Below are 15,747 nucleotides of genomic sequence, written 5' to 3'. Positions count from 1 at the left end.
AGCACAACAGGCACTGCTTCCCCCTCAGTACGCACCGCTTCGCAGCAGCACGGCACGCAGTGTCTTGGCGACGATCACGATGTCGCCCACCATGGACCAGTTGTCGACATAGGACAGGTCGAGGCGGATCGACTCGTCCCAGGAAAGGTCGGAGCGCCCACTGACCTGCCACAGTCCGGTGATCCCTGGTTTGACCAGAAGCCGGCGCAGCACATCGCCGTCGTATGCTTCGACTTCCCGGCGCAGCGGCGGACGCGGCCCCACGACGCTCATGTCCTGGCGCAACACGTTGATGAACTGGGGCAGTTCGTCGATGCTGAAGCGCCGCAACAGGCGACCCACCGGGGTGACCCTGGGGTCGTCACGAATCTTGAAGAGCAGCCCGTCGCTCTCGTTCTTGGCCACCAGGCTCTCGTACTGCTGATCGGCGTCTTCGACCATGCTGCGCAGCTTCAACATGCAGAACGGTCGGCCATCGACTCCGATGCGCTCGGAGCAGTAGAAGACCGGCCCTCGACTGGTGAGCTTGATCAGCATCGCCGAGACGATCAGGATCGGGGCCGTCGCGATCAGCGCCGCCAGTGCGAAGCCGAAGTCGAAGGCCCGCTTCTGGAACCGTTTCGCCCCCCGATACTGTGGCTTCTCGATCTGTAGCAGCGGCAGCCCCGAGATCGGGCGCATCACCAACCGTGACAACGCCACATCGACGACGCCCGGTGAGACCATGAGGTCGACACCCATCGGCTCGAGTTCCCAGATGAGCCGGCGGAGCTGCTGTACGGTCAGGTGCCCGGTACCCGCCAATGCGACGGTATCGGCACCGTACGTCCGAACCGCCTGCAGCGCTTGACTTTCCCCGCATACGACCGGAATCTGCCGGCCGGCCACCGGCAGGTAGTCCCCGTGCTGGGTATCAAGCCCCGGTATGCACACCCCCACGACGCGGTAGCCCTCCGTCGGGTCGGCCGTCAGCTCGGCTGCCAGATGTGCAGCAGATGCTGCGTCTCCGATGGCCAGCACCGCCGTCTGGTATCCACCGTCGGCCCGCCGCGCCGCCACGTGTCGGCGAGTCAACCACCTGCTCAGCAGCAGGCCGACCGTCCCGACCGGTAGGGCGACGGCGAGGTAGCCGCGCGAAATCTCCAGCTTGGCGAGCAGTTCGGCGATCGCGAGGGCTCCGAAGGTGGTGAACGACGCCGCCACCACCCGCCGGTACTCTTCGATCCCCGCCCCGATGACTGTGCACGACCTGGTGCGGAAAGCGGCCATCGCGGTCATCCAGAGAATCGCGATGAGCACCGACGAGACTGTCACATAAAGGGTTTCGATGTCGGGCGTGGTGAGGATCGCGCCGAATCGGATGTACTGGGCGAGCACAATCGCTGCGACGATGACCAGGGCGTCGCTGATCGCGAGGCGTCCCGCGTACTGATGCTGCCAACGGACGCGGGTGACCACCGCCGGTGGCAGGGCATCGAGCGTGGTGGCCGCAACCTCCGCGGCGGGTTCGGTCACCAGCGGATCCCGCGTACGCAGCGTGGACACGAGTGCGCGCCTGCCGTTGACGACGTCGGGGTGTGCCATGACTAGACCGCCATCCCGAAGTCGGGGGCGACATCCGCCGCGCACCCCGCGTGCACCAGGGCTTCGACGACATCGTCGACCGAGACGAGGTCCGCCATCGGCGGGGCGCCGATCGGTGCCACGACATCGGCTGCGGCCCCGATGTTTTGACGCGGTCCGTATACGCTTCCGAACGCCAGGCAGATGGGCGTGAGGCCGTACCGGTCTGCGTAGGACCGCAGGTACATCTCGCCGGCGAGCTTGGCCACGTCGTGTGGTGAGGCCGGGAACTCGACGTTCCCCGCCGTGGTGGTGTACACGATCCTGCGGACATCGGCGAACCGGCAGGCCTCGCAGAGGTTGATGGTGCCGAGAATGTTGGTGCGCGCATCCAGGAGCGGGTCGTCCACCGCCGCCCGTGAATCCACGTGTGCCGCAAGGTGGAAGATGACGCTCGGGTTGACGCCGGCGATGACGCCGATGAGCTCCGGCGCCTGAACGTCCAGGGTGAGGAGTCTGAAACGACCCTGCCCTGTCTCGCTGCAGCGGAATGCGCTGTCGAGATTGGTCAGGCTGCCGGCCTTGAGGTTGTCGATGCCGATCACGTGGTGCCCCAGGGACAGGAGACGATCCACCAAAGTGGAGCCGACGAACCCGGCTGCTCCGGTGACTACGGTGCGCATCGCCGCTCCCCCCGATCGGCAGGCCGCTGTGAGGACTTGCCCGAAGGGGTGACAGACAACTCGCGGAGCCATGTCACCGAACTTCGGACAGCTAACTCTTGAGGCACTCCTCAACTATCGGTTCCCGCCGGTCTGTAGTACATGGACCGTCGGAGCGAACTTTGGGATGAATCCCGGAACTAGTTCCCGTCACCGATCTGCATGGATCACCGGCGCCGATGCGCAGCGGATCCCGATAGCGTGCAACGTTGTTCGCCCGGAGGGCTGCCGGTTGTTCGGCGCGACGTGGTCGGACCGGTAGCTTCAGGCGGTCCCCGGGACTAGATCGACGACGTGCCCGTCCAGCGGGAACGCCCACCCGATTGACCCCGCAGGTACTTGCAGGGCAAATAATTTTCCTCACCGGGGCCAAAGCTGGAGCGGCCGCGACTACGCAGCTACATCGGCACGCACACGAGCTCACTGTAGAGATCGTCGACGTCTCGGTCTTCGAGGCTGTCGCTGCGGTACATCTTGGGCGGGCGACTCAACGTGAGCGCGAAGCGCGGCTTCCGATCGATGATCCGAAGCTCGATCAGACTCGCCACCAGTCCGTGACGGGTCAGGAGGTGGCGACCCAGCGCCGGCATGGCCCGGTGGAAGAGAGCGGGATCGCTGACGTGCACGATGACAGCGAGCACCAGACCACTCTTGTGGCGCGATTCGCGGTAGATGACGTAGCACGACGCCCCGTCACGGCAGATCACCAGGTGATGTGCGGCCAGCGCATGGGCATGGTCGCGGTAGATCTGAAGCTCGTGGCCGCGGAGGGTGTTTTCGATCACCTCGGGGTCGGCACTGATTCTCGTTGCCCCCGGAAGTGTCGGCCACGGCAGGTGAGGTACGAGCGCCGCGGTGGTGTCCAGGGAACGAAACTTCAACCACTCCAGCACTTCCTGCGACCGCTCGTCGGGGGAAAGGACCGTGAAGTGGTAACCCTCCTGGGCCAGGAGAGAGTTGAGCAGCGAGATGCTGCGAGACCGGTACTCGGGCAGTACACACCACGAACCCAGGTTGCAGAACCGCTCGGTACGGCCTGCCACAAGGCGTTCTGAGTAGAGCGCCAGCAAGGTGCCGACCACCCGGTCTCCGTCTCTGATCATGAATCCGCGATTGGGCGCCTTCGCCGTCCACGGCAGCGAGGCGCACGCGCGATCCCAGGGCACCCCGCCGTTGTGTTGGTCGCGCAGAAACTCCGCGACGGCAGCCACATGGGTATCTGTGATCGCGCTGATCGTTACGGTCATGTCGCACACCCTCCGGTATCGGATGTCGTCTACGGTGCCGTCGCGGAAATGTCGTAGATCTCCGCCTCGCACGGGCGGTGCCCGTTCTTGCGCCACCACTCCTGCCCGAGGGCAGGAAGGCTGTCGATAGGGTCGAAATACGGGTACACCCTGTTCAACGCCTCATCGTCAGAACTCTCCAGAATGGTGCGGTAGTTCTTGCTCCAGTAGGAGATTCCGAGGTTCCGGTCGTAACGGACGACCTGATGGACCCACCGCTTTCCGACGTACGGAACATCGCAGACCACCCGTGGCGTGGCGAAACCGGGCAGGTACCCCATGATGGCCAGCTGCAACTGCTGGGCCTGTGCGAGCGACGTCCGCCAGTGTTCGGCGTTGGGGATCATGTCGCACATGTAGAAGTAGTACGGCAGTATGTTGGCCTCTCCCTGCAGCGCAAAGCACAGGTCGAGAAGGTCTTTGGCGGAGGCGTTCACTCCACGCATCAACACCCCCTGGTTGCGGACGTCCCGCAACCCCGCATCGAGCAGCGCCCGAGCGGCAGAAGCAACCAGCGGTGTCACCGACTGCACGTGGTTGATGTGCGCGTGCAATGCCAGGTTTACACCGCGCGCCGCGGCCAGGCGTGCCACGCGATGGACCCCGTCGATCACCTTGTCCTGCAACCAGTGTTGCGGTAACGCTGCCAGCGCCTTGGTGGCCAGCCGGATGTCCCGGATGGTGTCGATCTCCAGCAGTTGCAGCACAAAAGCTTCCAACCTCGGCCACGGTACGTTGGCGACGTCCCCGCCGGATACCACCACGTCGCGCACCGTCGGGGTGGCACGTAGGTAGTCCAGCATGCGTTCGTGCCGGTCGGCCGGCTGCAGGGTCAGCCTGGTCTTGGTGACCGTCGGCGTGGAGTTGCCGATCAGGTCCATCCGCGTGCAGTGTCCGCAGTACTGCGGACACGTCGACAGCATCTCGGCGAGCACTTTGGTGGGGTACCGGTGCGTCAGACCTTCGACCACCCACATGTCACTCTCGTGCAACGAATCCCGTTCGGCGTACGGGTGAGAGCACCATTCCGGGTGCCGGTCGCTGAACACCGGCAGCATGTAACGGCGGATCGGATCGGAGTAGAACGCCTCGGTGAACCGGTCGCGATCCGGCACCTCGCCGGGGACCATCGTGTTGAGCATCTGCGGCGGCAGGAGCATCGACATCGTCGACCGCCGCCGCTGGTCGGTGGCGAGGTCGGCGTAGAACCGCTCGTCGAGCAGATCGCCGAGCGCGGCGCGCAACTGCTGGATGTTCTTCACCGTGTGTGCGCGCTGCCATTGCGGATCCCGCCACTCGGAGTCGGTGACGGCCGACCAACCCGGATAGCGTCGCCAGTCCGGCTCGAACAATGTCCGGCGCTCGTAGGTATACGGTTGTTCGGCGGCCGCGGTGAACCCTTCGTCCCGGGATTCGGCGAGTGTGGTCATCGTGCCAGGACCTTTCGTGAATGGTGGACCCCGGAATCGATGGCGGCCAACTCGGCGGCGACCCGTCGGCCCGATCTGATCGCGCCTTCCATCAAACCGAAGAACTCGAGGCTGGTCTCTGTGCCGGCCCAGTGGACACGGCCGTGCGGCTCGGTCAGCGTCGGGCCCAGCCGCAGCCAGTCACCCGGACCGAACAGTGCGGCATAACAACCCCGGCTGTGCTTCTCGGTCAGCCAGTCAGTCACCGTGCACTGCGCCGGCGCGGGTAGGTCGGGGAAGATCCTGCGCAGGTGCGCAAGCGCTGCTGTCTTCTTGTCCGACGGGGTCAGGCGCGAGAAGTCCGTCGCCTCCGCGCCGGTGACGAAACCGGTGAGCACGCCGGCGGATTCGTCGGTCGGTGAATCGTCGACCGTGGACAGCAGTGGCCCGCCCGTGCTGACCGACCAGCCGGACAACCCGTGGTCTCGCCACAGGGGCGCCGGGAATCCGAGTTGAACTTTGATGGCGCAACCTTTCCCGGTGGCTGCGGTCGCTCTCGGTGCGGGCAGCCCGGGCCGGAACTCGATCCGCTGGGCCAGCAGCGGCGGGACCGCCACGACCACCCGGTCTGCGCGGTACACCGACCATGCGCCGTCGGTGTCGGAGACCGAAAGTACCTCGACGCCGTCAGCGTCCTGGTCGATCGCCTGAACTGGTTGCCGGAGATGTACCCGGTCCCCGAGCTGTGACGCGAGAGCTTCGCAGAGAAGATGCGCGCCGCCGTCGATCCGCCACTGCTGAGCTCCGCCCTCGAAGGCGTTGAGATACTGGAGGCCCCCGCCGGAACGCAAGTAGAACGCCATGTGCAGCACCGAGACCGCCGCCGGGTCAGCCGCCATCATCTCGCCGAGGAACAGCGGGAAGAACGTCTTCGCGTCCGGCCGGCGGATCTCGTCGGCGAGCCAGCGCGCCGCGGACACTCGGTCGAGGCGTTCGGCGCCGGGCGTCAGCCACGGCGCTTCCGGGCGCACCTGGTCGACGAGATCCTCGAGCTTGTCGAAGATGTCGCCGAGCGCAATCGGGTCCAGCGGGGGGACCCGACCCGGTGTCGTCATGCGATCCTTACCGATCAGGAAGGTGCTGTCCCCCACCATGGCGGTGGACGCGAGCCTCATGCCGTGATGGGCGATCAGCTTCAGCAGCTCGGTGTGTTGCACCCCCAGGTAGGCAGCACCTCCGTCCGCGACGACACCCTGCGCCACCTCGACGCCGTGCATCCGGCCGCCGACGCGGTCGCGCGCCTCCAACACGACGACGTCCGCACCGGCAGCCGTCAACTCGGCCGCGGCTGTCAGCCCGGCCAGCCCGGCGCCGATGACGGCGACCCGCATCCGTTCCGGCGTCATGACGTCACGGCCGCAGTGAGGCCGAACAGGCCCGCCGGGGTCGGGTACTCGACGATGTCGTCATAGGTGAGCTCGATGCCGATGTCCCGTGCGATCGCGCTGAGCACCCTGGTCGCGAGCAGCGAGTCGCCGCCGAGCTCGAAGAAGTCCGAGTCCTGTTCCACCTCAGCAGTTTTGAGTATCCTGCGGAAGATTCCGGCGATGTGTTCGACGCTCATTGACATGCTCCTTCGTTGTTTTGGTCTGCTACGGCACGCTGGGTCGCAGCGCGATCGACTTTCCCGCTGGGCGTGTACACCAGCTCTTTGATGAATCGGACTCGGCTCGGCACGAATTGCGACGGCAATCGCTCACCGAGGTATCGCCTGAGTTCCGCGCCGGTGGTCTCCCGCGATGCCACGACATATGCCGTCAGTGCGGTGCCTTCGAGCAACCGTTCACCCATGACCACCGCTCGTGCGACCGCAGGATGGGTGGTCAGCTGCATCTCCACCTCAGCCGGATGCACACGGACGCCGCGCACCTTGACCTGTTGGTCTGCGCGGCCGCGCACATAGAGCAGACCGTTCTCGCCCCGAATGACCAGATCCCCGGTGGCGAACCACCTCTGCGGCCCGTCACCGTGGTCGGCCACAGGGAATGCGGCAGCGGTCGCCTCGGCCGCCCCGAGATAGCCGGTCGCCAGGCCGGGACCCGAGACCAGCAACTCGCCGTCGTCGGAAATGTGGTCACGGACGTGCGGAAGCGGCCGACCGATGGGCGCCTCGCCGTCCGGGATCTCCAGGCCCGGCTCGGCGCCGGGACCGCAGAGTGTCACCGCATGGGTGATCATCGTGGTCTCGGTGCAGCCGTAGGTGTTGAGCAGTCTGATGCGCCCGGTGTCGAGACCGCGCCACTGCTGCAGTCTGGTCGGGTCGACGCGCTCCCCGCCGATGATCACCAGTCGGACGCAGCCCGGTAGGGCCGCTCCCTCCTCATCGAGCCACAACACCAGTTCGTGCCAGAACGCTGTCGGTAGGTCCAGGACGGTGATTTCCTGGTCGGCGAGCATGCGCAGGAACGTCGGGAATGACCCGGTGTGCGCTCGGTCGTCGAAAACCACTGCAGCGCCTGCGGTCAACGCCGGCAGGATCTCCTCCAGGCATGTGTCCCAGCCGAGCGAGGCGAACTGCAGCACGCGGTCCTCCGGCGTGAGGGCGAAGAGCTTTCGCAGCGCCCGCACCGTGACGGTGAGCGCCCTGCGGGAAATCACGGCCGGTTTCGGAGTGCCCGTGGATCCGGAGGTGCACAGCACGTAGGCGGCGTCGGCGCCCCGCCATCGCGGCATCGGCAACATGCCGGATTGTTCGGGCCGGGCGAGGGGGATTTCCCCCGCGGGTACCAGATGAGACACACCCAGCGCGGTGGCGACGGCCGCCTGCCTTCCGGCCGGGGAAGACGCGTCGACCGGGCAGTAGGTGGCGTCGGCCAGCAGGATCCCCAGCAGATGATCCGCGACCGAGGGATCGTGGGAGACCAGGACGCCCACGAGGCCTGCAGCGCTCTTGGCATCCCCGAGTGCCCCGGTGGCACAGCGGGCAGCCACAACGCGCACCCGCTCCACGAGAAGGCGGTAAGGGATCGCGGTGCGGTTGTGCACGACGGCCGGTCGGTCGGGCCAGCGGCGGGCCGCAGTGTCGAAGTCGCCCACCACGTCGGCGACAACGGCGCCGAACGCCAGCGGACTACTGGCCGCGGGCCTCGTCAGCCCGCTCATTCGACCGTCACCGACTTGGCGAGGTTTCGAGGTTTGTCGACATCGCGTCCCAACGCCACCGCGAGGCCGCGGGCCAGCATCTGCAGGGGTATCGTCGCCGCGATCGGGCCCCAGGGAGCGGCCGGCCCGTCGAGGACCGGCAGTGCGCTGCCCGCGTCGCCGATCGTCAGGACGTGGCCGCCCCGGGCCGCGACCTCGGCGATGTTGCACGCCAGCTTCGGGTCGCCGTTGTCCACGACGATGACCGGTGTGCCGGGCCCGACCAGGGCCAGCGGCCCGTGCTTGAGTTCGCCGGCCGGGCAGTGCTCGGCCCACCGGTAGGTGAGTTCCTTGAGCTTCAGGGCGCCCTCGGCGGCATAGGGCACTCCCGAACCGCGCGCGATGAAGATGAACCCGCCGGCCGAGACGAGGCCGTCGACGATGGGTGGCATCAGGGCCTGCGTCCGGGCCCGCGCGGCGCTCAACTGGTCGGGCACTCGCCGGAGGTCGTCGACCAGGTCGGCTGCGGCGTGGGTAGACAGTCGTCTCATCGCAACCAGCGCCGAGATCATCACCGCCGCACCCGATATCACCTGGCACATGAAGGTTTTCGTCGCTGCCACCCCGATCTCGGGGCCGGCTGAGCAGTTGACGACCGCATCGGCGAGCCGCGCCAGCGTCGAATGGGTGTTGTTGGTCAACGCAAGCAGTCGCGAGTCTCCCAGCACCGGACATTCGATGGCACGCAGCACATCAGCGGTCTCACCGGATTGGCTGATGGCCAGCGTCAGCTGGTTGGCGTCTGCCACGTCCGCCGTGATCTCGCTGGCGACGGTGGCGGTGACCGGTATCCCTCCGAGGGATCGGACGAGGTGCGCGATCACATTGCCGGCATTGAGAGAAGTGCCGCAACCGAGGACGCGAAGGCGATCGAACGACGGTAAGCCGAGCCGGTTCCACAGGGCGCCGTTCGCGATGTCGGGTGCCAGGTCCTCGATCAGGAGCGCCGCTGCCGCCGGTTGTTCGTCGATCTCCTTGCCCATGTAGTCGGAGTAGTGGTGCAATTCCACGTCGCCGCTGCGCCACAGGCACCGGTGGGCCGCCGGCGCCGGGATGGCTGTCCCGCGGCGCCACCACCTCTCGGTGCCGAGTTCCACGATGTCCCCGTCGTCGAGGATGCGGAACTCTTCGGCCCAGTCGGCGACCGCCGCGATGTCGCTTGCGGCGAAGTCGCCGTGTGCGGTTCTTGCCACCAACAGTGGTGATCCGTTGGCCGCGACGGCTATTCGCCCCGTGCCCTGCTCCAGGACCGCGATCGCCCACGATCCCTGGGCTCTGGCGAGTGCTTTCTGCAGGGCCAGCACCAGGTCATGCTCTCCGATCCTCTCGTCCTCGATCAGATGGCACAGCACTTCGCTGTCCACTCCGGTGCCGAATGTGTGTCCGGCGGAGGTGAGTTCGGCGCGAAGCTGATCCGCGTTCTCGATGATGCCGTTGTGCACGACGCTGATCTGTCCGGTGCAGTCGGTGTGCGGATGGGCATTACCGGCGTTCACCGAACCGTGTGTCGCCCAACGCGTATGGCCGATCCCGGCGCCGTTGAATTCAGGACCGGCCCATTCCCGCAGGAGTCCGTCGAGAGCCTCGATCCGGCCGACAGTGCGCAGTCGGACGACATTGCCGTCGGCTGTCTGCAGCGCCACCCCCACCGAGTCGTACCCGCGGTACTCGAGCCGCCGTAGGCCCAGTCGCAGGTACTCGACGGCCGGCAGCCGTGTCCGGCAAGCAATGATTCCGCACATCACCGGACTCCTTCGGAACAGTCAACTGACGAGGACCCCGGCGCAGTCACCGAGCAACGAGAACTGCACGTCTCCCCCGCAAACACGTTTTCCACTATCTTTTGGATACTGCGACTGGTAAATGGGCCATCGGAGCGATTTCGGTCCTGTACCCCGGTCTGGACCGGGGACTAGATCGCCAACATGTTGCGGGCCAATACACCGGCCTGCTCGCGAGTTCTCACGCCCAGCTTGGTCAGCACGCTGTGCACGTGGTTCTTGACCGTATGCACCGCTATACACAGATTGTCGGCGATCTCACGGTTTGCCATCCCTGCTTCGATCATCCGGAGGATCTCGATCTCCCGGGTGGTCAGGACGATGTCCTTGGACGCCGGTTGCCGCTGCGCGGCGAGCGCAGAAAGCCGCCGGAGCAAAATACCCGACACCCGAGAAGAACATGCAGATTCACCGGCAGCAACGTTGCGGATCAACATCATGAGGTCGTTGACCGACTCGCTGCGGAGGTGGTAGCCGGCCGCGCCCGCCTCGGCGCATTCGACGATGGCGGCCTCGTCGTCCTCGGAGACGCCGACGACGACCACGGGCGTCCCCGGATTCACTTTGACCATCTGGCGCAGCAGCATCGCGCTGTCACGGGTCGCCATACTCAGCAGGATCACGTGGGGACGCATCGCTTCGGCCCGGGTGAGGACCGATGGCAGGTCCCACGCCGCATCGACAGCGACACCATTGTCGCGTCCGGTCAACACACCGACCAGACACTCCCGGAAGAGGATGCAGTCATCGACGATCAGGACCCTGGTTTCCACCCGACCATGAGCCCTGCTGTGCTTCAAGTCGTTTCGGGTACTGTAAACGGCTGCACCGACTTCGTCGGCAGCGTCGTTCATCGCCTCCTGCGATGTCACCCAATCGAAGTCATCCATCCTGTCCACCTCGCTCAGGTAGGCGATCAGCCATGATCGGCATCGGCCAGGATGTGCGGCACACCGCCTCGCCGGGAATAGTCCCCGCTGTCAATTGATCCGACACCCCACAACTATCGGTGCGGGCACGGTCCCCGTACATGGACCATCGGGATCAAATCTGGCTAGACCCCGGACCTAGGCCGCCGGTAATCTCTCGGTCCAGATCCAGCGCCCGGGACAACGCCGCGGCTTCGGCGCGAGAGCTGACACCCAACTTCTTCAGCAGACTGTGGACGTGGCTCTTGACCGTGTGAACCGCGATCGACAACCGGGCAGCGATGTCTCGATTCGAATGGCCGAGCCTGAGCAGGTGAAGGATCTCCATTTCGCGCGCGGTCAGGGCCGGGCTTCTCACAGCGCGTCGGCCTCGTCCCGACACCCTCCATATGCGTCGGAGCAGGACTTCTGAAACCCCTGTCGGACAAGCGATCTCACCGCGTCCCACTGCATCGACCAGCGTGAGCAGGGTGGCCAGCGAGTCCGTTCGGATGTGATAGGCCGCCACGCCGGCCTCCGCACAGGCCAACAGTGCGTCCTCGTCGTCCTCGTTCGCCCCGACCGCGATCACCGGTGTCCGCGGACTCAAGCTGGTGGCGGCCCGTAGGAAGGTCTGCACCCCGACGGTGGCCAGGTTGAGCAGAATCACCCGCGGCGAAATCGACCCGAGGGTCCCGATCAGGGAGGGTAGATCCCACGCGGATCGGACCGGACGTAGTCCGTTGGCCGTCAGCGTGTACGTCAGGGCCTCGCGGTAGAGAGCGCAGTCGTCGACGATGAGAATGCCGCCGTCCTGGACTGCGCGCCCGTCACGGCGGGTGGACTGCCCTGTCACATCTGCCATGTCCGGAGGACACCGCACCTCAACCGTTCGCAGAGTCTGAGGAGGAAGACGCGTCGCTGTCGTCATCGGATGCTGATGAGACGCTATCGGACTCGCGTGTCGCCGATGTGTCTTCGCCGCTCACATTCCCGGTGGTGGCGTCGTCTTCGTCGTTCTGCTGCTCCTCCTCGACGGCGATACGCGCGTCTGACTCGCCTGTCGCGGATCCGTCGCCGTCGCCGGCCGATCCGCCCACGCTCTCGTCGACATCGCCGGGCGACAGCCCTCCGGAAGTGTCCTCCCCCGCCCCCGCATCGTCTTCGGATGCCGGGAGATCCTCCCCGAGGTCGACATCGCCGACTTGCTCCGGTGCCTCCACGACCGGATCCGGAATGATCTCTTGGGGTGGGATGATCGGTGGGAGCTCGGGTTCGACAGGAGGAATATCCGGGGGTTGCACCGGGGTGTGTTCTGGTTCCACCACCACGGGCGCCGGCTCGGCGACCGGTATGGGTGCAGCTGTGAACATGGTGTCGACGGGCGCTTCGAACGTCACGATGAACGAGGGTGCCGGCCCCGGCAGTTCGGGCGCTGCTGGAGCTACCGACTGAGCGGGGGGCGGGGCCGGCACCGGCTCAGGTGGCGGCAAGACCGCCACGGCCTCAATCAAAACGGTGGCTTGTTGGACGACTTCGGGCGCGACGTACTCCGGCACCATCCGGACCAACGCCTCCGACAGTTGGTTGAGGGCCTGGACGGGTACGCGGTGCAACAAGAGGTTCAGGAAGAGCAGCCATTCCGTCAGGCTGGCCGGCACCGCCACAGCGCCGTACCCGCCTCCGCCCCCGCCTGCGAATCCCACCATGAACAGGGTCTGGCCGAAGCTGACCCCATCTGCCGGGGATGCCCCCGGTCCGAGACGCTCCAGCAGTTCCAGGAACCCGGGACTCTGCGTCAGCGTCTTGAGCGTCTCTGCCGGCACGAGGTAGGGATGCTGCGCGATGATCGCGGCCAGCTGGAGGAGCTCGGCGATGCCTGCCTGCTTAGCTTCGACGGTCTGCGCTGTGGAGATCGATTCGGTCAGGACGGGAAGCCCGAGCGCGCGACCGACGCTGGGAAGGTCCAAAAAACCTGGGATCGGTACCTCGCCGACAGTCGGATACAAGGAAGCGCTCAAGGCCAGTCCGCCCGCCACGATCGCCGCCGTGAGTGAGCGCGAATTCTTCCGTTCCTGACCGGAAGTTCTGTCAGACCGGTCCCACGGCGTGACACCCCCGAACACGAGCGTTTGATCTGACATGTGATCCCCTTGTGATCGGCAGGCGCGCGATCACGTCAACCGCGCCGGCTGGTCTCCTGCCCTATCACTATCAACCGCAGTGCGCCCCAAGGTATATGGACCGATGGAGCGAATTTGGCTCTGGACCTTTCCTAGATCCCTGCAGCGGCAGGGGCTGATTCCATCGGGAACACGCAGGGGGAACTAGACCGTCTGGCTCTAGCCCAAGATCAGACCGGAGGTCGGTACCCCGGTGCCGGCCGTGACGAGCACGTGCTCGACATCGGGTACCTGGTTCACCGAGGTCCCACGCAGTTGGCGCACGCCTTCGGCGATGCCGTTCATGCCGTGGATGTAAGCCTCTCCGAGCTGACCGCCGTGGGTGTTGATCGGCAGCCGGCCCCCGATTTCGATGGCGCCGCCGGCGATGAAGTCCTTGGCCTCACCTTTCCCGCAGAAACCCAGTTCCTCGAGCTGGATCAGGGTGTACGGGGTGAAGTGGTCGTAGAGGACCGCGGTCTGGATGTCGGTCGGTTTCAGGCCGGACTGTTCCCACAGTTGGCGTCCGACCAGGCCCATCTCCGGCAGACCGAGTTCGTCGCGGTAGTAGGAGTACATCGTGAATTGGTCGGCGCCGGCGGCCTGCGCGGCCGCCTCGATGATCGCGGGCCGGTGTTTGAGGTCTTTGGCACGCTCCGGGGTGGTCACCACGATCGCGACGCCGCCGTCGGTTTCCTGGCAGCAGTCGAGCAACCGCAGCGGCTCAGCGATCCAGCGGGAATTCTGGTGATCCTCGATGGTGATCGGCTTGCCGTAGAAGTGGGCCTTCGGGTTGTTCGCGGCGTGCTTACGGTCGGCCACCGACACGGCACCGAAATCAGCACTGGTGGCACCGTATTCGTGCATGTAGCGCCGCGCGATCATCGCCACCGACGCGGCCGGCGTGCTCAACCCGTGCGGGTAGGACCAGCTGTACTCGACGCCGCGGGAGTCGGCGTTGACCGTCAGGCCCGTCATCACCTGACCGAACCGGTGCTCCGAGCGCTCGTTGAACGCGCGGTAGGCCACCACGACTTCGGCGACGCCGGTCGCGACGGCCAACGCGGCCTGCTGCACGGTGGCGGCGGCAGCGCCACCGCCGTAGCCGATCTGGCTGAAGAACTTCAGCTCGCCGATTCCGGTGGAGCGGGCCACCGCGGTCTCCAGGTTCGAGTCCATGGTGAAGGTGACCAGGCCGTCGACGTCGCCCGGGGTGAGCCCGGCGTCGTCGAGCGCATCGAGCACCGCCTCTGCGGCGAGCCGGAGCTCGCTGCGGCCGGAATTCTTGGAGAAGTCGGTCGCACCGATACCGCCGATCGCGGCTTTTCCGGACAGGCCGGTCATGAGTCTGCCTCCAGATCAAGTGTCGCCGTGGCGATCACATGGTTGCCGAGGCTGTTGGCGCCCACCACCTTCACGGTGGCGACGCCGTCGTCGACGGCGGTGACCTCACCAGTGAATGTGATGGTGTCGTAGGCGTACCACGGCACACCGAGACGCAGGCCGATCGACTTGATCCGCGCGCCGGGGCCCGCCCAGTCGGTGAGGTAGCGCTGCACCAGCCCGGTGTCGGTCAGGATGTTGACGAAGATGTCCTTGGATCCCTTGGCCTGCGCCTTGTCCCGGTCGTGATGCACATCCTGGTAGTCGCGGGTGGCGATGGCGGTGGACACGATGAACGTCGGATCGCCGTAGATGGTGAGCTCGGGCAGCTTCGTGCCGACCTGGGCAGCGGGCGCGCTCATCGGGCCGGCTCCCACGCGTACAGCGTCCATGCGGGACTGACGTCGCTGTCGGGGAAGTCGATATACGTTGCGCGCACGGGCATTCCGATCTGCACTTCGCTGGGATCGATGTTGCGCAGCTCGCCGAGCATCCGCACACCTTCTTCGAGTTCGACGAGGGCGATGACGAACGGCAAGCTTCGACCGGGCACCTGCGGCGCATGGTGGACGACATAGCTGAACACCGTGCCGTTGCCGGTGGCCACGACGTAGTCGGTGGTCTCGGTCCTGTCCTTCCACACGGCAGGTACCGGCGGGTGCTGCAGACTGCCATCGGGACGCTTCTGGATGCGCAGCTCGTGGGCGTTGACACCGTCCCAGAAGAACTGCGTGTCCTTCGACGACGCGGGGCGCATCAGCTTGTCCGGATCGAGATCGTCGGGGACGACCGGCTTGTCGTCCTCGCGAGGCTTGAACTTCATGATGCGCCAGTTCATCTCGGCGACCGGTTCGCCACCGTCCGCGCCGTTGGGCACGGTCCAGGTGATCAGCTGGTTGATGAAGTAGCCCTCGCCCAGCGCGGTCTGCTTGGGACCCACCACATCGGTGATCTCGGCGTGGATGGTCAGCTCCTCGCCCGGCTGCAGATAGCGGTGGTAGGTCTGTTCGCAGTTGGTCGCCACGACGCCGACGTAGCCGGCGGCGTCGAACAGCGCCATGATCTTCGACAGCGGATCGTCCTCGGAGCGCCCCTGGCCGAGTCCGCCCATGGTCCACACCTGGATCATCGCCGGCGGGGCGACGATGCCCGGGTGACCGGCAGCCTTGGCGGCGTCCTCGTCGACGTAGATCGGGTTCTTGTCCCCGATGGCATCCACCCAGTGATGGATCATGGGGCGGTTCACCGGGTCCCGGCCGTTACGCGGTTCGCTCTTGCCGGCGGCCTTGATGTTCTCGATGCCGGTCTGCAGATCTGCGCTCACCGCTGCCC

14 protein-coding genes are annotated in these 15,747 nt (G+C 66.0%); all 14 read right to left on the bottom strand.

Going from position 1 to position 15,747, the window contains the following annotated elements; translation table 11 throughout:
• Nucleotides 1–24: 24 nt before the first annotated feature.
• The 14 genes from ACQI46_RS09915 to ACQI46_RS09850 all read right to left on the bottom strand — a co-directional run bounded on the left by ACQI46_RS09915 (nucleotide 25) and on the right by ACQI46_RS09850 (nucleotide 15,739).
• The gene (locus ACQI46_RS09915; protein WP_427093807.1) at nucleotides 25–1,584 is read right to left on the bottom strand and encodes a sugar transferase; all 1,560 of its coding nucleotides are present in this window, start codon (nucleotides 1,582–1,584) and stop codon (nucleotides 25–27) included.
• 2 nt (nucleotides 1,585–1,586) lie between these two features.
• Nucleotides 1,587–2,246 carry an NAD-dependent epimerase/dehydratase family protein gene (locus ACQI46_RS09910; RefSeq protein WP_427093806.1) on the bottom strand — a complete coding sequence of 220 codons (660 nt, stop codon included), beginning with the start codon at nucleotides 2,244–2,246 and terminating at the stop codon, nucleotides 1,587–1,589.
• 437 nt (nucleotides 2,247–2,683) lie between these two features.
• Nucleotides 2,684–3,532, bottom strand: a complete 849-nt coding sequence (locus tag ACQI46_RS09905) for a hypothetical protein (RefSeq protein WP_427093805.1) — start codon at nucleotides 3,530–3,532, stop codon at nucleotides 2,684–2,686.
• A 29-nt stretch (nucleotides 3,533–3,561) separates the two neighbouring features.
• Nucleotides 3,562–5,001: a KamA family radical SAM protein gene (locus ACQI46_RS09900; RefSeq protein WP_427093804.1), complete on the bottom strand. Its 1,440-nt coding sequence runs from the start codon at nucleotides 4,999–5,001 to the stop codon at nucleotides 3,562–3,564.
• Complete coding sequence (locus ACQI46_RS09895) at nucleotides 4,998–6,386, bottom strand: flavin monoamine oxidase family protein (RefSeq protein WP_427093803.1); 1,389 nt, start codon at nucleotides 6,384–6,386, stop codon at nucleotides 4,998–5,000. The genes ACQI46_RS09900 and ACQI46_RS09895 overlap by 4 nt, the downstream gene beginning before the upstream one ends.
• Nucleotides 6,383–6,604, bottom strand: a complete 222-nt coding sequence (locus ACQI46_RS09890) for a phosphopantetheine-binding protein (RefSeq protein WP_427093802.1) — start codon at nucleotides 6,602–6,604, stop codon at nucleotides 6,383–6,385. The genes ACQI46_RS09895 and ACQI46_RS09890 overlap by 4 nt, the downstream gene beginning before the upstream one ends.
• On the bottom strand, nucleotides 6,601–8,142 hold the full coding sequence (locus ACQI46_RS09885) for an AMP-binding protein (protein ID WP_427093801.1): 1,542 nt from the start codon (nucleotides 8,140–8,142) through the stop codon (nucleotides 6,601–6,603). The genes ACQI46_RS09890 and ACQI46_RS09885 overlap by 4 nt, the downstream gene beginning before the upstream one ends.
• A complete protein-coding gene (gene glmS, locus ACQI46_RS09880) occupies nucleotides 8,139–9,923 on the bottom strand; it encodes a glutamine--fructose-6-phosphate transaminase (isomerizing) (protein WP_427093800.1) in 1,785 nt (594 codons plus the stop codon). The genes ACQI46_RS09885 and glmS overlap by 4 nt, the downstream gene beginning before the upstream one ends.
• A gap of 170 nt (nucleotides 9,924–10,093) precedes the next feature.
• Nucleotides 10,094–10,852, bottom strand: coding sequence for a LuxR C-terminal-related transcriptional regulator (locus tag ACQI46_RS09875; protein WP_427093799.1), 759 nt, complete (start codon nucleotides 10,850–10,852; stop codon nucleotides 10,094–10,096).
• Nucleotides 10,853–11,006: 154 nt separating this feature from the next.
• Entirely contained in the window at nucleotides 11,007–11,735 is a 729-nt protein-coding gene (locus tag ACQI46_RS09870; RefSeq protein WP_427093798.1) for a LuxR C-terminal-related transcriptional regulator, read from the bottom strand.
• Between the two features lie 19 nt (nucleotides 11,736–11,754).
• A complete protein-coding gene (locus ACQI46_RS09865; protein WP_427093797.1) occupies nucleotides 11,755–12,909 on the bottom strand; it encodes a hypothetical protein in 1,155 nt (384 codons plus the stop codon).
• A 303-nt stretch (nucleotides 12,910–13,212) separates the two neighbouring features.
• On the bottom strand, nucleotides 13,213–14,376 hold the full coding sequence (locus ACQI46_RS09860; protein ID WP_427093796.1) for a lipid-transfer protein: 1,164 nt from the start codon (nucleotides 14,374–14,376) through the stop codon (nucleotides 13,213–13,215).
• The gene (locus ACQI46_RS09855; RefSeq protein ID WP_427093795.1) at nucleotides 14,373–14,777 is read right to left on the bottom strand and encodes a MaoC family dehydratase; all 405 of its coding nucleotides are present in this window, start codon (nucleotides 14,775–14,777) and stop codon (nucleotides 14,373–14,375) included. Before ACQI46_RS09855 ends, ACQI46_RS09860 begins: the two co-directional genes overlap by 4 nt.
• The gene (locus ACQI46_RS09850; protein WP_427093794.1) at nucleotides 14,774–15,739 is read right to left on the bottom strand and encodes a bifunctional MaoC family dehydratase N-terminal/OB-fold nucleic acid binding domain-containing protein; all 966 of its coding nucleotides are present in this window, start codon (nucleotides 15,737–15,739) and stop codon (nucleotides 14,774–14,776) included. Before ACQI46_RS09850 ends, ACQI46_RS09855 begins: the two co-directional genes overlap by 4 nt.
• Between the last annotated feature and the right edge of the window lie 8 nt (nucleotides 15,740–15,747).

The organism is Mycobacterium sp. SMC-4 (assembly GCF_050205565.1).
Lineage (GTDB): Bacteria > Actinomycetota > Actinomycetes > Mycobacteriales > Mycobacteriaceae > Mycobacterium.
Note: the sequence above shows the minus strand (reverse complement) of the source record. Positions and strands in the feature narration are given on the sequence as shown.